Raw genomic sequence first — 18,422 nt, forward strand, 5'->3', positions numbered from 1 at the left:
AACCCGGAATACCGGGTCCGAGCGGAAAGCCTTAGCCACTCACACCCAGGAGCACCGAGATGTACGACTACGAGATCTACCAGAACCGCCATGCCGAGCTGCTGCGCCAGGCCGAGCAGGAGCGCCTCGCGGTCCAGGTCCGCCGGGCCGGCCGCCGCTTCGGGCTCCGCTTCGGCCGCCGCAGTGGCGGCAACGGGCCGGAGGGGCGGGTGAGTTCACCGCGGAACCGGTTCGCACGGGCCGCCTGACGCCCGGCCGACCGCGATGGCGACCACCCCGATCCGCCCCGCCAACCCCGCCCGGACGCCGTCCCCGGCCGCGGCCCCCACCTCCTCGGGGGCCGCCTCCCCAGCCGGGGACGGACCGTCCGCCTCCCCGTCGTCACCGGCCTGTGCGATGCTCGGCGGCGTGGAGACCAGGTCAGTCAGCCCCGTGTTCGTCGGCCGCGCCGGCGAGCTGCGGACATTGAACGAAGCGCTCGCGCGCGCCGCGGGCCCCCAGAGCGAGCCGCAGGCGCTCCTCGTCGGCGGCGAGGCCGGCGTCGGCAAGAGCCGGCTCATCGAGGAGTTCACCGACGCGGCCCGCGCGAACGGCGCCGTGATCGCCATCGGCGGCTGTGTCGAAGTCGGCGCCGACGGGCTGCCCTTCGCCCCGTTCTCGGCCGCGTTCCGCGCGCTGCGCCGCCACCTGCCCGACGAGCTGGCCGCGGCGGCCGACGGCCAGGAGGAGGAGCTGGCCCTGCTCCTGCCCGAGCTGGCCAGGACCGGCCCGCCCACCGCCCGCGAGGACGGCACGGCGCGCCTCTTCGAGCTCACCGTGAGGATGCTGGAGCGGATCGCCGCCGAGCGGACCGTCGTCCTCGTCCTCGAAGACCTGCACTGGGCGGACGCCTCCACCCGCCACCTGCTCGCCTACGTCTTCCGCACCCTGCGGCGCGGCCGTCTCGTCGTCGTGGCCACCTACCGCGCCGACGACATCCACCGCCGTCACCCGCTGCGCCCCCTGCTCGCCGAGCTGGACCGGCTGCGCAGCGTGCGGCGCATCGAACTGCCCCGCTTCAACCGGGCCGAGGTCCACCACCAGCTGACCGGCATCCTCGCCGCCGAACCGGAACAGCGCCTGGCCGACGAGATATTCGAGCGCTCGGACGGCAACGCCTTCTTCGTCGAGGAACTCGTGGTGGGCCGCGACCCCGACGGCACCTGCCCGGACCTGAGCGACTCGCTGCGCGACCTCCTGCTCGTCCGCGTCGAGAGCCTGCCCGAGGACGCCCAGCGGGTGGTGCGGATCGCCGCCGAGGGCGGCTCCACCGTGGAGTACCCGCTGCTCGCCGCCGTCGCCCGGCTCCCCGAGGACAAGCTCATCGAGGCGCTGCGGGCCGCCGTGGGCGCCAACGTCCTGCTGCCCGCGGCGGACGGCGACGGCTACCGCTTCCGCCACTCCCTGGTGCGCGAGGCGGTCAGCGACGACCTGCTGCCCGGCGAGTGCTCACGCCTCAACCGGCGTTACGCCGAAGCCCTGGAGGCCGACCCGTCGCTGGTCAGGGCGGATGAGCGGACCACCCGGCTCGCCACGTACTGGTACCACGCGCACGACGCGGCCAAGGCGCTGCCCGTGGTCCTGCGCGCCGCGGTGGAGGCCCGCCGGCGGTACGCCTACGCGGAGCAACTGCGGCTGCTGTCGCGGGCGATGGAGCTGTGGGACAGCGTCCCCGCCGAGCTGCGCAAGGGGCTGAGGCCCCTGGACCACGCGGGCTCCTACCCGCCGTGCGGCTGCGCACCCGAACAGGCCGCTTCGCTGCGCTATCTCGATCTGCTGGCGGAGTCCGTGGAGGCGGCCCGGCTCTGCGGCGACCGCGAAGGTGCCCTGAAACTCGCCAAGCAGGCGCTGCGACTCATCGAGGCCGAGAGCGACCTGAGCTCCGGGAACGACCCGCTGCGCGCCGCCTGGTTCTGGATCCAGCGCTCCCGCATGGTGCAGCACGCGGGGCGCGGGGACGGCTGGGCGGAGATAGCCACCGCCCAGGACCTGGTGCGCGGCCTCGCCCCGTCCGCCGTGCACGCCGAGGTCCTGGCGGCGGCGGCCAGCTGGGGCATGCTCCACAAACCCGGTCCCGAGTCCCTCGCGGCGGCCGAACAGGCCGTGGAATACGCCCGGTTGGTGCAGACCGAGGAGATCGAGCTCAACGTCAGGCTCACTCTGGGCAGCCTCATGGTCGACTCGGGGGCGACCGAGGAGGGCATCGCCACGATGCGCGCGGTGATCGACCGCTCCCTGGAACTCGGTCTGGTCGGTGAGGCGATGCGCGGCCATGTGAACCTGAGCTCCGGTCTTGAGGCAGTCGGCCGCTCGGCCGCGGCCGTACGCGTCGCCGACGACGGGGTGCGCCTCGCCCAGAAGTACGGGCTGCTCGACAACGAGGCCTGGGTGCAGGCCAACCGGGCCGAATCCCTGTTCGGCCTCGGTCGCTGGGAGGAGGCCGCCGACTCCATCGAGCGGGTCCAGCGCACCGCGGTGAGCACCAAGCCGCTGGGGCTCGCCCTGCTGCGCCGGGCCGAACTCGCCCTTCTGCGAGGCGAGTTGGAACAGGCCGGGATGTCCATCGGCGATGCCCGCGCGGCCTTCGGCAAGTACGACCCGCTGGCTCAGCACGCCATCCCGCTCGCCCGGGTCGGGCTCGGCATCGCGGCCGCCCGGGGTCGTATCGACGAGGCCCGCGCGGAGCTGGCCCGCGCGGTGGAGCGCGGCTTCCCGCCCGGCACCCAGCGCTACGGCTGGCCGCTGCTCGTCGCGGCCGCCGCCGTGGAGGCCGATGTGCGCGGGCTCCCCTCGGCCGAGCAGGGCCGGGGCATCGCCGTCGAACTGATCCGTACCGCGGCGAAGAGGCTGGCGACCGGCTCCTCCCTGTGCGAGGCGCTCGCCCGCGTCGTGGCCGCCGAACTGGGCCGCGCCGAGGGCCGCGACACCGCGGCCCGCTGGGAGGCGGCCGTCCGGGACCTCACGTCCTCGGAGCGCCCCTACGAACTGGCCCTGGCCCGCCATCGATGGGCCCACGCCCTGCTGGCCGAGGGCGGCGACCGCGAGACCGTGGCCACGCTGCTGCGCCAGGCCCACGCCGAGGCCGAGCGCGTCGGCGCCCGGCCGTTGCGCGAACAGCTGGAGCTGCTCGCCCGCCGGGCCCGCGTCTCGCTGACCGCCCCGGATCCGGCCGGGGCCGAGGACCCGGCCGACCCGGCGGAGGCCCTCGGGCTCACCAGCCGGGAGCGGGACGTCCTGCGGCTGGTCGCGGCGGGCCACAGCAACCGGCAGATCGCCGAGGAGCTCTACATCTCGCCGAAGACGGCGAGCGTCCACGTCTCCAACATCCTTGCCAAGCTGGGGGTTTCGGGCCGGGGCGAGGCGGCGGCCCTGGCCCACCGCCTCAACCTGTTCGCCGAACAGCCGGCGACGCGGGGCTGACGCCGCCCGGGTACAGGCCGGTTCGGGTGCGCGGCCGGTTCAGCCACGCGGTCGGTTCAGCCACGCGGCTGGTTCAGCCACGCGGTCGTCTCAGGTGACGTCCAGCTCCAGGACACGGTCGTCGCCGGGCCGGGGGGTGCCGCGCGAGTCGGTGTTGTTGGTGAGCAGCCAGAGCTTGCCGCCCCCGGCCGCCAGGACGGTACGGAGCCTGCCGTACCGGCCGCCCAGGAACGCCTCGGGACCGGCGAGCGCCTTGGTGCCGTCCAGCGGGACGCGCCACAGGCGCTCGCCCCGCAGCGCGGCGATCCACACCGAGCCGTCCTGGATCGCGATCCCGCTGGGGGAGGCCTCGGACGTCTTCCACTGGGCGACGGGATCGACGTACCCCGCCTTGCCGGCCCTGCCCTCCACGACGGGCCAGCCGTAGTTCTTGCCGGGCTCGATCAGGTTGAGCTCGTCCCAGGTGTCCTGCCCGAACTCCGCGGCCCACAGCCGGTTCTCGCCGTCCCAGGCCAGGCCCTGCACATTGCGGTGCCCGTAGGAGTAGACGAGCGAGTCGGCCTCGGGATTGCCGTACGCGGGCTGCCCGTCCGGCGTCATCCGCAGGATCTTGCCGGCCAGGGACTTCTTGTCCTGCGCGAGCCCCCGCTCACCGGTCTCGCCGGTCCCGGCGTACAGCATCCGGTCGGGACCGAACGCGATGCGCCCGCCGTTGTGGACGCTGCCCTTGGGGATCGACCGCAGGATCGTGTCCGGCGCCCCCAGCTGCTGGCCCTCGGGCCGCTGCGGGTCGTAGATCATCCGGGCGATGCGGTTGTCGGACTCGGTGGTGAAGTACGCGTACAGGAGATGGTCCGAGGCGTACGTGGGCGACAGGGCCAGCCCGAGCAGGCCCCCCTCGCCCTGGTGGGCGATGCCGGGCACGCTGCCCACGGAGGTCTTCCTGCCGGTCGCGGTGTCGACGCGCACGACCGAGCCGTCGTCGCGCGAGCCGACGAGGAGCGCGCCCTCGGGGAGTGCCGCGACGCCCCAGGGCGACTTCAGCCTGTCGGTGACGGTCCTGGCCACCCTCACCGACCCCTTGGCGGGCGGGAGTTGGGCCTTCGGAGAGGCTGTCGAGGTGGTCGAGGGCGCCTGGCCGGCGGAGGTGGCGCCCTGTCCCCGCGGCTGCGCGGGCCCCGAGGAGCAGCCGGCCGCGAGCACGAGCACGGCTGCGGCCAGGGCGGTTGCCACGCTGGTACGTCGCACGGTTGGGGTTCCCTTCGCCGGGGTCGATGCGCTGGGCCCATTCTGGGGTCTCACCCCGGCGCCCGGCCGTTCCAACTGCCGTGCCGGGCGCGGTTCCTGCGCGCCGCCCGCCCGCCCCGGCGAATCTGCGGGCGTCCCGCTCAGTCCCGGGCGGGCGGCAGCGCGGCCAGTTCCGCCAGGTCGAGGGGGCTCAGGCAGAGGCCCGCCGCCAGGGCGTTCTCGCGCACCCACTCCTCCCGCTTGGCCCCCGGCACCGGGACCACCTGCTGCCCGAGCCGCAGCAGCCAGGCGAGGGCCACCTGTGCCGGGGTCGCCGCGTGCCGCTCGGCGACCCGGCGCAGACCCGCCACCACCGGCTGGTTCGCGGCCATCATCTCCGCGGTGAAGCGGGGGTGGCGGGCCCGGATGTCGTCCGGTTCGAAGCCCTGCCCGGGGGTGAGCGTGCCGGTCAGGAAACCGTTGCCCAGCGGCATCGCGGCCAGCAGGCTCACACCCCGGACCGTGCACCACGGCAGCAGCGTGCGCAGCGCCTCGCGCGACCAGAGGGACAGCTCGGCCTGCACCGCGGCGACCGGGAACACCTGCTGGACGCGGTCGAGCAGCCGCACCGTCTCCTCGTACCGGCCCACGTGCAGCCCGTGCACCCCGGCCACCGGCGCGGTCCGGCGCACCGCCCGCGCGCCCATCGCGCTGAGCCCGAGGGCCCGCACCTTGCCGGCCGTCACCAGCTCCGCCATCGCCCCCCAGGTCTCCTCGACCGGGACCTCGGGGTCGGCGCGGTGCAGCAGATACAGGTCGATGACCTCGGTACCGAGCCGGCGCAGCGAGGCGTCGCAGGCCCGGCGCACGTACCCGGGGCGGCCGTTGGCGACCACGTGCTGGTCGACGCCGACGAGCAGTCCGCACTTGGTGGCGACGAAGGCCTCCTCGCGGCGCTCGCGCAGCACCCGGCCGATCAGCAGCTCGTTGGTGAACGGGCCGTACATGTCGGCGGTGTCGAGCAGGTTCGAGCCGGTGTCCAAGGCGGCGTGCACGGCGCGCAGCGAGCGCTCCAGGTCCTGCTGCGAGCGGCTGTAGCCCCAGCTCATCGGCATGCAGCCGAGTCCGATCGCACCCGCCCGCAGGGCCCCCGCCCCGATTGTCCTGCGCTCCACCTGGCCGGATCCCTCCCTCGTCGCTCCCCAAACTAACCTCTGGCCTCCGCAGGCCTTCGCATAGCCTCCTGACCATGACCGCTGACGTGTGGATCCCCTTCGACCCGGCCGATGTGCCGGGCCTGCCCGACTCCTTCACCTACCGGGTCTGGGACGGCGGCCCCGACTTCCCCGCGGACCCCGCCGACTGCGCCTTCTACGTCGTCCCGTACATGAAGTCGCCCCGGACCTCCGTCCGCCCGCTCGCCGGGATGACCGGCGTCCGGGTGGTGCAGACGCTGACCGCCGGCATCGACCACGTGCAGGCCGGCCTCGGACTGCTGCCGCCGGGCGTACGCCTGTGCAACGCGCGCGGGGTCCACGAGGCGTCCACCGCGGAGCTGACCCTGGCCCTCGTCCTCGCCTCGCTGCGCGGGATCCCCGGATTCGTCCAGGGGCAGCAGCGGCAGGAGTGGCGGTCCGGTTTCTATCCGGCGCTCGCCGACAAGTCGGTGCTGATCGTCGGGTACGGGTCGATCGGGGCGGCCATCGAGGACCGGCTCGCGCCGTTCGAGTGCGCGCGGGTGGCGCGCGTCGCGCGCTCCTCGCGCGCAACGGAGCGCGGCCCCGTGCACGCACTGGCCGATCTGCCCGCGCTGCTCCCGCAGGCGGACGTCGTCATCGTCTCCACACCGCTCACCGAGCAGACGAAGGGCCTGGTGGACGCCGAGTTCCTGGCCCGCCTCAAGGACGGGGCGCTGGTGGTGAACGTCGCCCGGGGGCCTGTCGTGGACACCAAGGCGTTGCTCGCCGAACTGGAGTCCGGCCGGCTCCACGCGGCACTGGATGTCACCGATCCCGAACCCCTGCCCGCGGGGCACCCGTTGTGGCAGGCGCCCAACGTCCTCATCAGCCCGCACGTGGGGGGATCCAGCTCCGCTTTCCTGCCCCGGGCCAAGCGTCTGCTGGCCGCTCAGCTCACCCGCTTCGCGGCCCAAGAGCCGCTCGCCAACGTGGTTCTGACGACGGATCAGTAACGCTACGGAGCGATTCGGGTGCACCGGGTGCCCTCACGACTGCACGCTGTCACGGAGCGTATAAGGGCTATGTCCCTGAGTGACGAGACTGGTGTATCGTCCCGACCGGGGCCCGCTGTCGTGCGTCTACGGCGCGGGGAGCGATCACGGCGAGGGGGGCGACGGGCGATGCACGGCCAATGGACGAACGATCCGACGCGGTGGAGCAGCCGGCGGCGGCCCCGTCGCGGGCAGCGCGCGGCGATGCACCACGGTGGAGCGGTACTCGCCGGGGCGATAAGCGGCACAACGACCAACGGCGCACAAAATCACGGCTCTTGGGCCGCGAATCCCGGCACCCGGCCCCGGCCGGGTGGGACCCCGCCCAGGCCCCGGTGGCGTGGAGCGGTCCGGTGAGCGCGCCGGGAGCGGTCCTGACCCGGCCCCCCGTGACCGGAGGCGGCGGGACCGGCATGGTTTCCCAACTCGTCCTCGCGGTGATCTGCGCCGGATATGCCACCGGCGCATTCCTCGGCTGGGGCTCGAAGGAACTCGCCCAGTTCATGGGCGACTTCGGGCTCTCCGCCGCGGCGCTGATCGCCGCGGTCTCCTGCTTCCGCTACGCGCGTGGCGGGGCGACCGGCAGCGAGAGCAGCTTCCGGCCGGCCTGGCTGCTGTTCTCCTTCTCCTCCGCCATGGCCGCCTGCGGCAACGGCGTCTGGGGCTTCTACGAGGTGGTGCTGCGGCGGCAGGTGCCCACCCTCTCGGCCGCGGACTTCTTCTTCCTCTGCTTCGCGCCGCCCGCCATCGTGGGCCTGCTCGTCCTCGCCAAACGCCCTGTCACCAGGGCGGGTTGGGTGTGTCTCGGCCTCGACTCGTGGCTCATCGGCGGCTCGCTGCTCACCCTGTCCTGGAGCCTTGCCCTGGCCCGCACCGCCCGGCAGGGCGAGGGCGAGGGGGTGGCCCACGCCACCCTCGCGCTGGCCTATCCGCTGCTCGACATCGTGCTCGTCAGCATGGTGCTCGCGCTGCACTTCCGGCGCTCCTCGGCCAACCGGTCCGCCGTGAACACCGCCATCGCGGCGCTCGCCCTGACCGTCCTGTGCGACGCCCTGTTCACCTCGCCGCTGCTGCGCCAGCACTACCACTCGGGGCAGCTCCTGGACGCCGGCTGGTTCGCCGGCTCCCTGCTCCTGGCCTACGCCCCCTGGGGCGCCCGCCGGCTGCCCGCCGCGCCGCCGCGCAGGGCCGCCGTCGCCCCGCGCGGAGCCCGCCCGGCCCCCGGCCGGCCGCGCCCGCACCCGGTGGCGACCCGGCCGCTCGCCAGCTCGCTGGCCGCGCTCACGCCGTACCTCGCGGCCGCCGTGTGCACCCTGGGCATCCTCTACAACGTCATCGAGGGCCACCGGGTCGACCGGATGGTCGTGTTCACCGGCTGCACCGTCGTGCTCGCCCTGGTGGTCCGCCAGGGGATCATGCTGCTCGACAACATCGCGCTCACCCACGAACTGGCCCAGAAGGAGAACCACTTCCGCTCCCTGGTGCAGGGTTCCAGCGATGTCATCATGATCGCCGCGCCCACCGGAATACTGCGGTACGTCAGCCCGGCGGCCGCCGGTGTCTACGGGCGGGACGCGGAGGAGCTGGTGGGCTCCGAGCTGGCCTCGCTCATCCATCCCGAGGACCTGGGCCGGGTGGTGCACGAAGTGCGCAGGTTCCTCGCGGCGCCGCCCGCCGAGGAGCCCACGACGCGGATCGAGTGCCGCTTCAGGTCGGGGAGCGGCGAGTGGCTCAACGTGGAGTCCACCGTCAACCGCCACCAGGGCGGGCTCATTCTCAACAGCCGCGACGTGACCGAACGGGTGCGCCTCCAGGCGCAGTTGGAGCACAACGCCGAGCACGACCCGCTGACCGACCTGCCCAACCGGGCGCTGTTCACCAAGCGGGTGCGCAAGGCGCTCGGCGGCCGCCGCACCACCGACCCGGGCACCGCCGTGCTCTTCATCGACCTCGACGGCTTCAAGCAGGTCAACGACACCATCGGCCACCAGGCCGGCGACGAACTGCTCATCCAGGCCGCCCGCAGGCTCCAGGACTCGGTACGGGCCGGAGACACCGCGGCCCGGCTCGGCGGGGACGAGTTCGCCGCCCTCATCCTCGGCGACGGCACCCGTGACCCGGCGGCCCGCGAGTACCAGGTGCGGGAGATCGCCGACCGGCTGCGCCTGACCCTGTCGCAGCCGTACCTGATCGACGGCAACGATGTCCGGGTCGCCGCCTCCATCGGTGTCGCGTTCGCCGAGCCGGGCGTCGGCGCCGGGGAACTGCTGCGCAACGCCGACCTCGCGATGTACCGCGCCAAGAAGGGCGGCAAGAACCGCGTCGAGATGTACGCCCCGCAGATGCAGGCCGAGGTCGTGCGCAAGTCCGAGCTCGCGGCGCGGCTGCGCAGCGCGCTCAACGAGGGCGAGTTCGCCGTCCTGCACCAGCCGGTCGTCGACCTCGCCACCGGCGAGGTCTCCGCCGTCGCGGCCCAGGCCCGGTGGCGGTCGGCCCAGGGCATCCTGTTCACCCCGGCCGAATTCCTCCGGGTCGCCGACGAGAGCGAGCGCGCCGCCGAGCTCGGCCGCTGGCTGCTTGAGGAGGCCGTGGAGCAGGCCGCCGAGCGCCGCGGGGCGGGCCATGCCGCGCCCGTCTCGGTCCGCCTCTCGGCCCGCAGGCTGCTCGACAAGTCGATGCCCCTGGGGGCAGTGGAAGCCCTCCTGAGCAGGCACGGATTGCCCTCCGGCGCCCTGATCATCGAACTGGCCGACAGTGACCCCAGAATCTCCTTCGACGAGCTGGAGCGGCACCTCGTGGGCCTGCGCAGGCTCGGCGTACGGATCGCGCTCGACGGGTTCGGGAGCGGTTACGCGGCCATCAACGCACTGCGCCGGCTCCCCATCGACCTGCTGAAACTGGACCGGGGGCTCGTCGAGGGAGTCGTCGAATCGGCCCGCCTCCACAAGATCACCGCCGGGCTGCTCCGGATCGCCCGCGATCTCGGCATGCAGTCGGTGGCCGACGGCGTGGACGTGCCCGAGCAGGTCCTGGCCCTGCGCGCCATGGGGTGTACGCACGGGCAGGGCATGGCGTTCTCGGGGCCGCTCGACGAGTTCCGGCTGCGCAGGGCCCTGCTGCGGGGCGAATATCCGGTGCCGGGCGGGGCCGTGCTGCCCGTGCTCAGTGGCCGGAGCGGACCGCTGCTGAGCTCACATAATGAGACGCCCGTCCCACCTACTTGACACCACCAGCGCGCCGGGGGGAGGGTCAATGCCATGCGCACCCGAATTCTCGTACTTGGAAAGCGCGTCGGCTGAAGCGGAGCCCTTGCGGGCTCCGCAGACCGCACCCGACGCGCTCCCCTCGCTTGCCTCACGGCACGAGGGGTTTTTTGTTGCACTGGCACCCCTCAAGCACCACCGCGATCTCGACTAAACCACCGCAAAAACCCTCAGCTTCGAGAAGAGAATGCCGATGACCGAGCAGGCCACCGGGGCCCACCATCCGCAGCCGCGGCCCCGTAACGGCGGACACCAGTCCGCGACCGTTGAGCACGTCACGGGCGCGAAGTCCCTCATCCGTTCTCTTGAGGAAGTCGGGGCGGAGGTCGTGTTCGGGATCCCCGGCGGTGCCATCCTCCCGGCGTACGACCCGATGATGGACTCCACTCGGGTCCGTCACGTCCTGGTCCGCCACGAGCAGGGCGCGGGCCACGCGGCCACCGGGTACGCCCAGGCCACCGGCAAGGTCGGCGTGTGCATGGCGACCTCGGGTCCGGGCGCCACCAACCTGGTCACCCCGATCGCCGACGCGCACATGGACTCCGTGCCGCTGGTCGCGATCACCGGCCAGGTCTCCTCCAAGGCGATCGGTACGGACGCCTTCCAGGAGGCGGACATCGTCGGCATCACGATGCCGATCACCAAGCACAACTTCCTGGTCACCAAGGCCGAGGACATCCCGCGCACCATCGCCGAGGCCTTCCACATCGCCTCGACCGGCCGCCCGGGCCCCGTCCTGGTGGACATCGCCAAGGACGCCCTCCAGGCGCAGACCACGTTCGCGTGGCCGCCCACGACCGACCTGCCGGGCTACCGCCCGGTCACCAAGCCGCACGCCAAGCAGATCCGCGAGGCCGCCAAGCTGATCGTGGCGGCCAAGCGCCCGGTCCTGTACGTCGGCGGCGGCGTCCTGAAGTCCGGCGCCACCGCCGAGCTGAAGGTCCTCGCGGAGCTCACCGGAGCGCCCGTCACCACCACCCTGATGGCGCTCGGCGCCTTCCCCGACAGCCACCCGCTGCACGTGGGAATGCCCGGCATGCACGGTGCGGTCACCGCCGTCACCGCACTGCAGAAGTCGGACCTGCTCATCGCGCTCGGCACCCGCTTCGACGACCGCGTCACCGGCAAGCTGGACAGCTTCGCGCCGTTCGCCAAGGTCATCCACGCGGACATCGACCCGGCCGAGATCGGCAAGAACCGCGAGGTCGACGTCCCGATCGTGGGCGACGCCCGCGAGGTCATCGCCGACCTGGTCCAGGCCGTCCAGGCCGAGTACTCCGAGGGCCACAAGGGCGACTACACCGCCTGGTGGAAGGACCTCAACCGCTGGCGCGAGACCTACCCGCTGGGCTACGACGAGCCGAACGACGGCACGCTGTCCCCGCAGCGCGTCATCCAGCGCATCGGCGAACTCGCGGACGCGGACACCATCTACGCGGCCGGCGTCGGCCAGCACCAGATGTGGGCCGCGCACTTCGTCAACTACGAACTGCCCGCCACCTGGCTGAACTCGGGCGGCGCCGGAACCATGGGCTACGCGGTCCCCGCCGCCATGGGTGCCAAGGCCGGTCAGCCGGACCGGATGGTCTGGGCGATCGACGGCGACGGCTGCTTCCAGATGACCAACCAGGAACTGACCACCTGCGCGCTCAACAACATCCCGATCAAGGTCGCCATCATCAACAACGGCGCGCTCGGGATGGTCCGCCAGTGGCAGACCCTGTTCTACAACCAGCGCTACTCCAACACCGTGCTGCACTCCGGCCCCGAGAACGGCGTCGCCGAGCAGGGCAGGCCGAGCGGCGGCACCCGCGTCCCCGATTTCGTCAAGCTGTCCGAGGCGATGGGCTGCTACGCGATCCGCTGCGAGCGCCCCGAGGACCTCGACAAGGCGATCGAGGAGGCCAACTCCATCAACGACCGCCCCGTCGTGATCGACTTCATCGTCCACGAGGACGCGCAGGTGTGGCCGATGGTCGCCGCCGGCACCTCCAACGACGAGGTCATGGCCGCCCGCGGCGTCCGCCCCGACTTCGGCGACAACGAAGACGACTGAGAGCTGTAGGAAGAGGTAAGAGGCTCATGTCCACCAAGCACACGCTCTCGGTCCTGGTCGAGAACACCCCCGGCATCCTGGCCCGGATCGCCGCCCTGTTCTCCCGCCGCGGCTTCAACATCGACTCGCTCGCGGTCGGTGTCACCGAACACCCCGACATCTCCCGCATCACCATCGTGGTCAGTGTCGAGGACCTGCCGCTTGAGCAGGTGACCAAGCAGCTCAACAAGCTGGTCAACGTCCTGAAGATCGTCGAACTTGAGCCCAGCGCTGCGATCCAGCGCGAGCTCGTCCTGGTGAAGGTGCGTGCCGACAACGAAACGCGCTCCCAGATCGTCGAGATCGTCCAGCTGTTCCGCGCCAAGACCGTGGACGTCTCGCCCGAGGCCGTCACCATCGAGGCCACCGGCGGCGCCGACAAGCTGGAGGCGATGCTGAAGATGCTGGAGCAGTTCGGCATCAAGGAGCTCGTCCAGTCCGGCACGATCGCCATAGGGCGCGGCGCCCGGTCCATCACGGACCGCTCGCTGCGCGCCCTGGACCGCAGCGCCTGAGCCCCGCCGGTACGGGCCCTGACCCGCCCGTATCGCGAGACTCACCCGTTCCTTACTCACCCCCACCGATACGGTGGACGCAACACCAGCACACCAAGGAGATTTCCCAGTGGCCGAGCTGTTCTACGACGACGATGCCGACCTGTCCATCATCCAGGGCCGCAAGGTCGCGGTGATCGGTTACGGCAGCCAGGGCCACGCCCACGCGCTGTCGCTCCGTGACTCGGGTGTCGACGTCCGCGTCGGCCTGCATGAGGGCTCCAAGTCCAAGGCGAAGGCCGAGGAGCAGGGCCTGCGCGTGGTGACGCCGTCCGAGGCGGCCGCCGAGGCCGACGTCATCATGATCCTGGTCCCGGACCCGATCCAGGCCCAGGTCTACGAGGAGTCCATCAAGGACAACCTGAAGGACGGCGACGCGCTGTTCTTCGGCCACGGCCTCAACATCCGCTTCGGCTTCATCAAGCCCCCGGCCAACGTGACCGTCGCGATGGTCGCGCCCAAGGGCCCGGGCCACCTGGTGCGCCGCCAGTACGAAGAGGGCCGCGGCGTGCCGTGCATCGTGGCCGTCGAGCAGGACCCGCAGGGCGACGGCCTGGCGCTGGCGCTGTCGTACGCCAAGGGCATCGGCGGCACGCGGGCCGGCGTCATCAAGACGACCTTCACCGAGGAGACCGAGACCGACCTGTTCGGTGAGCAGGCCGTGCTCTGCGGTGGCACCGCGGCCCTGGTCAAGGCGGGCTTCGAGACGCTGACCGAGGCCGGCTACCAGCCGGAGATCGCGTACTTCGAGTGCCTCCACGAGCTCAAGCTGATCGTGGACCTCATGTACGAGGGCGGCCTGGAGAAGATGCGCTGGTCGATCTCGGAGACCGCCGAGTGGGGCGACTACGTCACCGGCCCCCGGATCATCACGGCCGACACCAAGGCCGAGATGAAGAAGGTCCTCACCGAGATCCAGGACGGCACGTTCGCCAAGAACTGGATGGACGAGTACCACGGCGGTCTGAAGAAGTACAACGAGTACAAGACCCAGGACTCCGAGCACCTCCTGGAGACCACCGGCAAGGAGCTGCGCAAGCTCATGAGCTGGGTGCAGAACGACGAGGCGTAGGCCTTCTGCCGACGGGGTCGGGCACACCACCGGTGTCCGGCCCCGTCGGCTTCGCGCCGCCCTGGACACGACGTCCAACCCCCATCGGGTGATCCTGCCGCCACGGCGGAATTCCTCCGGGGGAGCGGCACTAGACTGCTCAGCAACACCTACGCGTCAGGCCCACAGCGTCGTGCGTCTTCCACGCGGCTAGCTAGCCCCTCCACCGCCTGCGGCCGTCGGGACGGCCGTCCGCAAAGGATTCAGTGAGGACCCACGTGAGCTCGAAACCTGTCGTACTCATCGCTGAAGAGCTGTCGCCCGCCACCGTCGACGCCCTCGGGCCGGACTTCGAGATCCGGCACTGCAACGGGGCCGACCGCGCGGAGCTGCTGCCCGCCATCGCCGATGTCGACGCGATCCTGATCCGCTCGGCCACCAAGGTCGACGCGGAGGCCGTCGCCGCCGCCAAGAGGCTGAAGGTCGTCGCCCGTGCGGGAGTTGGCCTCGACAACGTCGACGTCTCCGCCGCCACCAAGGCCGGCGTCATGGTCGTGAACGCCCCGACCTCCAACATCGTCACCGCCGCCGAGCTCGCCTGCGGCCTCCTGGTCGCCACCGCGCGCAACATCCCGCAGGCCAACACCGCGCTGAAGAACCGCGAGTGGAAGCGGAGCAAGTACACCGGCGTCGAGCTGAGCGAGAAGACCCTCGGCGTGGTCGGCCTCGGCCGCATCGGCGTCCTGGTCGCGCAGCGCATGTCGGCCTTCGGCATGAAGATCGTCGCGTACGACCCCTATGTGCAGCCGGCCCGAGCCGCGCAGATGGGCGTCAAGCTGCTCTCCCTCGACGAGCTGCTCGAAGTCTCCGACTTCATCACCGTGCACCTGCCCAAGACCCCCGAGACGCTCGGCCTGATCGGCGACGAGGCGCTGCACAAGGTGCAGCCGCACGTGCGGATCGTGAACGCGGCACGCGGCGGCATCGTGGACGAGGCCGCGCTGTACTCCGCCCTCAAGGAGGGCCGCGTCGCGGGCGCGGGCCTGGACGTGTACGCGAAGGAGCCCTGCACGGACTCCCCGCTCTTCGAGCTCGACCAGGTCGTCTGCACCCCGCACCTGGGCGCGTCCACCGACGAGGCCCAGGAGAAGGCCGGCATCGCCGTCGCCAAGTCCGTACGCCTCGCGCTCGCGGGCGAGTTGGTCCCGGACGCGGTCAACGTCCAGGGCGGTGTCATCGCCGAGGACGTGAAGCCGGGCCTGCCGCTCGCCGAGCGCCTGGGCCGCATCTTCACGGCCCTGGCCGGCGAGGTGGCGGTCCGCCTCGACGTCGAGGTGTACGGCGAGATCACCCAGCACGATGTCAAGGTGCTCGAACTCAGCGCGCTCAAGGGCGTGTTCGAGGACGTGGTGGACGACACGGTCTCCTACGTCAACGCCCCGCTGTTCGCGCAGGAGCGCGGTGTCGAGGTCCGCCTGACCACATCGAGCGAGTCCCCCAACCACCGCAATGTGGTGACCGTGCGCGGCACCCTGTCGGACGGCGAGGAGGTCTCGGTGTCCGGCACCCTGGCCGGGCCCAAGCACCTCCAGAAGGTCGTCGCGATCGGCGAGTTCGACGTGGACCTGGCGCTCGCGGACCACATGGTCGTGCTGCGCTACGAGGACCGCCCCGGCATCGTCGGCACCGTCGGCCGGGTCCTCGGCGAGGCCGGGCTCAACATCGCCGGCATGCAGGTCGCCCGCGCCGAGGAGGGCGGCGAGGCGCTCGCCGTGCTGACCGTGGACGACACCATTCCGCCGAACGTGCTGGCCGAGGTCGCCGAGGAGATCGGCGCCAACTCGGCCCGCTCGGTGAACCTCACCGACTGACCCCGAGGTCTCGCGGCTCCCGTACCCGGCTGCGGACGACCGTTCCTGGACGCTTGTCCAAGACGGGTGTCCGCATGCCGGGTGCGCTGCCGTCAAGGGTCTCGCGGAGGGCTTGCTCGGCATTGACGAACACGCCGATCCCGAGCGGGCCCGGCTCGCCGGAACCGTCCTCCAGGCGCTGCTGGCCGGGGTGATGGTCCAGCGGATGATCGACCCGGAGACGGCTCCCTCGGCGAAGGACCTCGCCGAGGGGCTGAAGATCCTCACGGGGCGGGACGAGGCCGTCGGCGGCTGAACCGCCGGGCCCCGCACGGCTCTCAGAGCCGCGCCGCCTTCAACGCCATGTGCAGCAGCAGCCGGTCCTCGCCCCGGTCCAGGTCGAGGCCGGTGAGGTGCTCGACGCGCGAGAGGCGGTAGTAGAGCGTCTGGCGGTGGATGCCGAGCGCCGCCGCCGCGCGCCCGGCCTGGCCCGCGCTGTCCAGGAACACCTCGGCGGTGCGGGCGAGTTCGCGATGGGTCGGGCTCAACAGGGACCGTACGCAAGGATCTTGGTGCTCGGGGGCCGGCAGTGCGGTCAGCATCCGGTACGGGCCGATGTCCGACCAGTGCGCCACCGGGCCGAGCCCGGGTTCGGCAAGTGCCGCGCGCACGGCGGACGTTGCCTCCCGGTGGGCGGGGCCCAGCTCCGCGAGACCGCGGCGGGCCGTCGCCACCCCGGCCGCCGCTCCGTGCCCGGCATCCCCGCGCAGCCGCTCCGCCGCGGTGCGGGCCGGGGCGAGCGCGTCCGCCGAACGCAGCCGGACCAGGGCGGCCAGCGCGTGCCCGCCACCGGCCGGTCTCGGCCACGGCACGGTGCACGCCGCCGCCGCGCCCGGGACCGTACGGACCGAAGGGGCGTCCTCGCCCGGCCAGGGCGCCACGCACACCAGCGCGTGCAGGCCTTCCGCGTCCGGGCCGAGGGCGGCCTGGAGTGCGGCCGTCGCCGTGTCGCGCTGCCAGCCGCGCTCGGCGGTGAGCACCGCCCGGAACTCCCGGGACAGATCCGCGCCCGCCTGCGTCTCGTCGGCGAGCAGCACCCCGATCCTGGCCGCCACCTCCATCGCGGCGGCCAGTCTGTCCTCGGCCGGTCCCGGCTCGGCGTCGAGCAGCCAGACGTATCCGAGGGCCACGCCCCGATGGCGTACCGGCAGACAGACCCGGCCGCGGAAGACCCCCGCGTCGGGCGCGGCCGGAATGCGGACCGGGCCGGTGGCGCGGGTGATGCCGAAGCCCTCGAACCAGGCGCGGACGGCCGGCGTCGACTTCCTGGTCAGGATGGAACGGGTGCGGACGGGGTCCATCGCGAGGTCGTCGTCGGAGTCGTGCGCGCCGAAGGCGATCAGCCCGAAATCCCGGTTCTCCAGCGTCGCGGGGGCGCCGAGCAGCGCCGAGATCTCATCGACCAGGTCCTGGTAGTCGCCCTTCACGGAAGCCATTCTCGCTCATCCCGCGCGCCGCTTCAGACAGGTGTATGAGATCTGGGCCACGGATGCGTGACAGCTGTCGATGGCAGAGGATCGGGGAGATCCATAGGTTTCACGGTGGTTCTCCGTGCCGTTACCGTTTCGTCCCGAAGGCGTCCATCGTCCGAAAGGTCCCGGTCCCGGCCCCGTCTAGTTCTTTCCGTGGAGGTGCCCCGTGCTGGGTCCCGTGATCCTCGCCGCGTCGCGCAGCGACAAGATGCGCAAGCTCGTTTCGGCCGCCCCGGTGACCAAGCCCGTGGTGAACCGGTTCATCCCCGGCGAGAGCGTCGACCAGGTCGTCCGCATCGTCGAGGAGATGGTCGGCAAGGGCCTGGAGCTCACCCTGGACGTGGTGGGCGAGGACATCACCACCCCCGAGCAGGCCGCCCACGCGCGGGACGCCTACCTGGAGCTCATCGAGCGCCTGGGGGACCTCGGCCACGGCACCAAGGCCGAGATGTCGGTGAAGCTCTCCATGTTCGGCCAGTCGCTTGAGGGCGGCCACGAGCTGGCCCTGGCCAATGTGCGCCCGGTCGTCGAGGCCGCCGCCGCGATCGGCACCACGGTCACCCTGGACGCCGAGGACCACACCACCCTCGACTCGATGTTCGCCATCCACGAGGAGCTCCGCAAGGACTTCCCCCAGACCGGCTGTGTCATCCAGGCCTACCTCTTCCGGACCGAGGACGACGCCCGGCGGCTGGCCGCCGCGGGCAGCCGGGTGCGCATCGTGAAGGGCGCCTACAAGGAGCCCGCCGAGGTCGCCTACCTGGACAAGAGCGAGATCGACAAGTCGTACGTCCGCATCCTGAAGATCCTCATGGAGGGCGAGGGCTACCCGATGATCGGGTCCCACGACCCGCGCCTGATAGCCATCGGCCAGGAGCTCGCCCGCCGCGCCGGGCGCAAGCTGGACGAGTACGAGTTCCAGATGCTGTACGGGATCCGCAGCGAGGAGCACCTGCGGCTCGCCGCCGAGGGCCACCGGATGCGCGTCTACACGGCGTACGGGACCGACTGGTACGGCTACTTCATGCGGCGCCTCGCGGAGAAGCCGGCCAACCTGCTGTTCTTCGTCCGCTCGATGATCACCAAGAACTAGATGATCAGCAAGAACTAGTCGTCCTCCCGGACCAAGGATCTTTCCCGGACCGCGGACTTCCCGCGGAC

At 71.9% G+C, this 18,422-nt stretch carries 13 protein-coding genes; 10 read left to right on the forward strand and 3 right to left on the reverse strand.

The annotated features are described in order from the left end of the window. The first annotated feature begins 59 nt into the window (after positions 1 to 59). On the forward strand, positions 60 to 248 hold the full coding sequence (locus ACFYNP_RS27525; protein WP_388412015.1) for a hypothetical protein: 189 nt from the start codon (positions 60 to 62) through the stop codon (positions 246 to 248). 148 nt (positions 249 to 396) lie between these two features. Next, a complete protein-coding gene (locus ACFYNP_RS27530; protein ID WP_388789073.1) occupies positions 397 to 3,459 on the forward strand; it encodes an AAA family ATPase in 3,063 nt (1,020 codons plus the stop codon). 90 nt (positions 3,460 to 3,549) lie between these two features. Here ACFYNP_RS27530 and ACFYNP_RS27535 read toward each other — a convergent pair whose 3' ends face one another. Together ACFYNP_RS27535 and ACFYNP_RS27540 are read right to left on the reverse strand one after the other, a co-directional pair. Next, the gene (locus ACFYNP_RS27535) at positions 3,550 to 4,707 is read right to left on the reverse strand and encodes a PQQ-dependent sugar dehydrogenase (protein ID WP_388789038.1); all 1,158 of its coding nucleotides are present in this window, start codon (positions 4,705 to 4,707) and stop codon (positions 3,550 to 3,552) included. 140 nt (positions 4,708 to 4,847) lie between these two features. Beyond that, the gene (locus ACFYNP_RS27540; protein WP_388412019.1) at positions 4,848 to 5,861 is read right to left on the reverse strand and encodes an aldo/keto reductase; all 1,014 of its coding nucleotides are present in this window, start codon (positions 5,859 to 5,861) and stop codon (positions 4,848 to 4,850) included. A gap of 74 nt (positions 5,862 to 5,935) precedes the next feature. Here ACFYNP_RS27540 and ACFYNP_RS27545 point away from each other — a divergent pair, with 74 nt between their 5' ends. From ACFYNP_RS27545 to ACFYNP_RS27575, 7 genes are all read left to right on the forward strand, one after another. After that, on the forward strand, positions 5,936 to 6,877 hold the full coding sequence (locus tag ACFYNP_RS27545) for a 2-hydroxyacid dehydrogenase (protein ID WP_388412021.1): 942 nt from the start codon (positions 5,936 to 5,938) through the stop codon (positions 6,875 to 6,877). Positions 6,878 to 7,269: 392 nt separating this feature from the next. After that, on the forward strand, positions 7,270 to 10,140 hold the full coding sequence (locus ACFYNP_RS27550) for a putative bifunctional diguanylate cyclase/phosphodiesterase (protein ID WP_388412022.1): 2,871 nt from the start codon (positions 7,270 to 7,272) through the stop codon (positions 10,138 to 10,140). A 226-nt stretch (positions 10,141 to 10,366) separates the two neighbouring features. Then, complete coding sequence (locus ACFYNP_RS27555; RefSeq protein WP_388412024.1) at positions 10,367 to 12,235, forward strand: acetolactate synthase large subunit; 1,869 nt, start codon at positions 10,367 to 10,369, stop codon at positions 12,233 to 12,235. 26 nt (positions 12,236 to 12,261) lie between these two features. Then, positions 12,262 to 12,789: an acetolactate synthase small subunit gene (gene ilvN, locus ACFYNP_RS27560; protein ID WP_100577584.1), complete on the forward strand. Its 528-nt coding sequence runs from the start codon at positions 12,262 to 12,264 to the stop codon at positions 12,787 to 12,789. Positions 12,790 to 12,898: 109 nt separating this feature from the next. Next, entirely contained in the window at positions 12,899 to 13,900 is a 1,002-nt protein-coding gene (gene ilvC, locus ACFYNP_RS27565; RefSeq protein ID WP_388789041.1) for a ketol-acid reductoisomerase, read from the forward strand. A 257-nt stretch (positions 13,901 to 14,157) separates the two neighbouring features. Beyond that, positions 14,158 to 15,750, forward strand: coding sequence for a phosphoglycerate dehydrogenase (gene serA, locus ACFYNP_RS27570; protein ID WP_388412028.1), 1,593 nt, complete (start codon positions 14,158 to 14,160; stop codon positions 15,748 to 15,750). Between the two features lie 112 nt (positions 15,751 to 15,862). Continuing rightward, on the forward strand, positions 15,863 to 16,045 hold the full coding sequence (locus ACFYNP_RS27575) for a hypothetical protein (protein ID WP_388412030.1): 183 nt from the start codon (positions 15,863 to 15,865) through the stop codon (positions 16,043 to 16,045). Between the two features lie 22 nt (positions 16,046 to 16,067). Here the strand turns inward: ACFYNP_RS27575 and ACFYNP_RS27580 are convergent, their stop codons facing one another. Beyond that, positions 16,068 to 17,216, reverse strand: a complete 1,149-nt coding sequence (locus ACFYNP_RS27580; protein WP_388789076.1) for a PucR family transcriptional regulator — start codon at positions 17,214 to 17,216, stop codon at positions 16,068 to 16,070. A 211-nt stretch (positions 17,217 to 17,427) separates the two neighbouring features. Between ACFYNP_RS27580 and ACFYNP_RS27585 the strand changes: the two genes are divergently transcribed. Further along, positions 17,428 to 18,354 (forward strand): proline dehydrogenase family protein, encoded by a 927-nt coding sequence (locus tag ACFYNP_RS27585; protein WP_388412032.1) that lies wholly within the window; start codon positions 17,428 to 17,430, stop codon positions 18,352 to 18,354. The last annotated feature ends 68 nt before the right edge of the window (positions 18,355 to 18,422 follow it).

It is taken from the genome of Streptomyces sp. NPDC006691, assembly GCF_042869955.1.
In the GTDB taxonomy this organism is placed as follows: Bacteria; Actinomycetota; Actinomycetes; order Streptomycetales; family Streptomycetaceae; genus Streptomyces.

Bases quoted from the DNA above. Each gene is read 5' to 3' on its own strand.
- ilvN (WP_100577584.1), top strand. From the start codon at position 12,262: ATGTCCACCAAGCACACGCTCTCGGTCCTGGTCGAGAACACCCCCGGC.
- ACFYNP_RS27555 (WP_388412024.1), top strand. From the start codon at position 10,367: ATGCCGATGACCGAGCAGGCCACCGGGGCCCACCATCCGCAGCCGCGG.
- ACFYNP_RS27525 (WP_388412015.1), top strand. From the start codon at position 60: ATGTACGACTACGAGATCTACCAGAACCGCCATGCCGAGCTGCTGCGC.
- ACFYNP_RS27530 (WP_388789073.1), top strand. From the start codon at position 397: ATGCTCGGCGGCGTGGAGACCAGGTCAGTCAGCCCCGTGTTCGTCGGC.
- ACFYNP_RS27545 (WP_388412021.1), top strand. From the start codon at position 5,936: ATGACCGCTGACGTGTGGATCCCCTTCGACCCGGCCGATGTGCCGGGC.